General features: G+C 68.5%; 1 protein-coding gene. It reads right to left on the bottom strand.

Going from position 1 to position 3,163, the window contains the following annotated elements:
* The coding region (locus tag JWP65_RS03405; protein ID WP_299760353.1) for an efflux RND transporter permease subunit at positions 1-3,060 on the bottom strand (3,060 nt) is incomplete at its 3' end.
* Between the last annotated feature and the right edge of the window lie 103 nt (positions 3,061-3,163).

Genomic DNA, 3,163 nt, shown 5'->3' with positions numbered 1-3,163 from the left:
GAAGATGGGCACGAAAAATACCGCCAGCGCGGTGCCGGTCAGCATCCCGCCCAGCACGCCGGTGCCGATGGCCCGCTGGCTGGCCGAGCCGGCGCCGGTGGCGATCGCCAGCGGCAGCACGCCCAGGCCGAAGGCCATCGAGGTCATCACGATCGGGCGGAACCGCAGGTGCGCCGCCGCCAGCGCCGACTCGACCACGCCCTTGCCCTGCGCCTGCAGGTCCTTGGCGAACTCGATGATCAGGATGGCGTTCTTGGCCGTCAAGCCGATGATGGTGATCAGCCCGACCTGGAAGTAGACGTCGTTGGCATAGCCGCGCAACAGCGTCGCCAGCAGCACGCCCAGCACACCGAGCGGCACCACCAGGATCACGGCCAGCGGGATCGACCAGCTTTCGTACAGCGCCGCCAGGCACAGGAACACCGCCAGGATGGCGAAGCCATACAGGATCAGCGACTGCGCCCCGGCCAGTTTTTCCTCACGCGACTGGCCGGTCCACTCGTAGCCGAAGCCCGCCGGCAGCTGCGCCGCCAGCTTTTCCATCTCGGCCATCGCGGCGCCCGTGCTGGAGCCCGGCGCCGGCGCGCCGGAGATGCGCATGGCCGGATAGCCGTTGTAGCGCACTGTCTGCATCGCGCCCGTCACCCAGTGGGTGGTGGCGAAGGCGGCGAACGGCACCGCCTTGCCTTCGCGGTTGATGGCGTTCAGGCGCAGCAGGTCCTGCGGCTGCATCCGCGCCGGCGCGTCGGCCTGCACGATCACCCGTTGCAGCCGGCCGCGGTTCGGAAAGTCATTGACGTAGGCCGAGCCCAGCGTGGTCGATAGCGTCGCGTTAATGGTGTCGAACGACACGCCCAGCGCGTTGGCCTTCTCGCGGTCGATCTCCAGCTGCAGCTGCGGCGCGTCTTCCAGGCCGTCCGGACGCACCTGCGTCAGCACCTTGCTTTGCGCCGCCAGCCCGAGCAGCTGGTTGCGCGCCGCGATCAGCTCGTCGCGGCCGGCACCGCCGCGGTCCTGCAGGCGGAAGGTGAAGCCCGACGCCGCCCCCAGCTCCGGAATCGGCGGCGGCGACAGCGGGAAGATGAAGGCGTCGCGGATGCCCGACAGCGCCCCGAAGGCGCGGCCCGCCAACGCCTGCGCCGACTCGCTCTCCTTTTCGCGCTGGTCCCAGTCCTTGAGCGTCACGAACGCCAGCGCCGCGTTCTGGCCCTGGCCCGAGAACGAGAAGCCCAGCACGCTGACCATGCTCTGCACTTCGGGCTGCTTGAGCACCCAGCCCTCGACCTGCTCCATCACCTTCTGGGTGCGCTCGATGGTGGCGCCTGGCGGCAGTTGCACGTTGACCAGCATGTTGCCCTGGTCCTCGGCTGGCAGGAACGAGGTCGGCAGCCGCGTGTACAGCAGCACGGCGACGGCGCCGATGATGCCGTAGAGGATCAGAAAGCGCGGCGCCTTGCGCAGCATGCGCGCGACGACGCCCTCGTAGCCGTGGGCGGTGCGGGTGAAAAAGCGGTTGAAGGCGCCGAAAAAGCCGCGCTTTTCCACGTGATGGCCCGGCTCCACCTGCTTGAGCAGGGTGGCGCACAGCGCCGGCGTGAGCGACAGCGCCATCAAGGCGGAAAAGCCGATCGACGCGACCATCACGGCGGCGAACTGCCGGTAGATGTTGCCGGTGGAGCCGGCAAAGAACGCCAGCGGCGTGAACACCGAGATCAGCACCACGGTCACGCCGATGATGGCGCCCTGGATCTGGCCCATGGCCTTGCGGGTGGCCTCGCGCGGTGGCAGCCCCTCCTCGCTCATGATCCGCTCGACGTTCTCCACCACCACGATGGCGTCGTCGACCACGATGCCGATGACCAGCACCATGCCGAACATGGTGAGCACGTTGATCGAGAAGCCCAGCGCCAGCAATGAGGCGAAGGTGCCGAGCAGGGCCACCGGCACCACCAGCGTCGGGATGATGGTGTAGCGCCAGTTCTGCAGGAACAGGTACATCACCAGGAACACCAGGGCGACGGCTTCCAGCAGCGTCTCCACCACCTGCCGGATCGAGATGCGCACGAAGCGTGAGCTGTCGTACGGGATCTCCCATTTCACGCCGCGCGGGAAATAGGGCGCGAGCTCGCTCATGCGTTTGCGCACGGCGTCCGCGGTTTCCAGGGCGTTGCCGCTGGGCGCTAGCTGCACCCCGATGCCGGCGGACGGCTTGCCGTTCAGGCGGGCGGCGGTGGCGTAGTTCTGCGCGTTGAGCTCCACCCGCGCCACGTCCTTGAGCTTGACCGTGGAGCCGTCGGGGTTGGCGCGCAGCACCACGTTCTGGAACTGTTCGACGCTGGTGAGCTGGCCGCTCACCACCACCGTGGCGGCGATGCCCTGGCCCGGTACGTTCGGCAATTCGCCGATCGAGCCGGAGGAGACCTGCGCGTTCTGCGAACGGATGGCGGCGACGACTTCAGCGGCCGACATGTTGAAGCCGACCAGCTTTTCCGGATCGATCCAGACGCGCATCGCGGCTTCGGTGCCGAACAGCTGCGCCTGCCCCACGCCGGGGATGCGCTGGATTTCGGGCAGCACGCTGCGCGAAGCGTAGTCGCCCAGGTCGACCGGCGAGAAGGCCGGATCCTCGGACGACAGGATCGTGAACAGCAGGAAGTTGGAACGCGACTTCTCCACGCGCACGCCCTGCTGCGTGACGGCCGCCGGCAGGCGCGGCGTAGCCCGCGAAAGGCGGTTCTGCACGTCGACCTGCGCCAGGTCGGGATTGGTGCCGGGCTGGAAGCTGATGGTGATCTGGCCGCTGCCGTTGGCCTGCGTCACCGACTCCATGTAGATGAGGCCGGGCGAGCCGTTCATCTCCTGCTCGATGACGGAGATGACACTCTCTTCCATCGTGCGCGCGGAGGCGCCCGGATACGCGGCGGAGATCACGATGGCGGGCGGCGCCACCGGCGGGTACTGCGCGATCGGCAGCTGCGTGATGGCGACGCTGCCCATCACGATGATGAACAGGGCGATCACCCAGGCGAAGATCGGGCGGTCGATGAAGAACTTGGCCATGCGTGCGACTCAGCTCTTCGAAGCGGCGGAAGCCGGGGCGGAAGCGGCGGAGGCTGGCGCCGCGGCGGCAGAGCCGGCCGGGCGGGCGGCGCCGGGCGCAGCC

This window comes from Ramlibacter sp., from assembly GCF_028292805.1.
In the GTDB taxonomy this organism is placed as follows: Bacteria; Pseudomonadota; Gammaproteobacteria; order Burkholderiales; family Burkholderiaceae_C; genus Ramlibacter.
The sequence above is the reverse complement of the archived record's forward strand: the minus strand, read 5'-3'. Positions and strand labels throughout refer to the sequence as shown.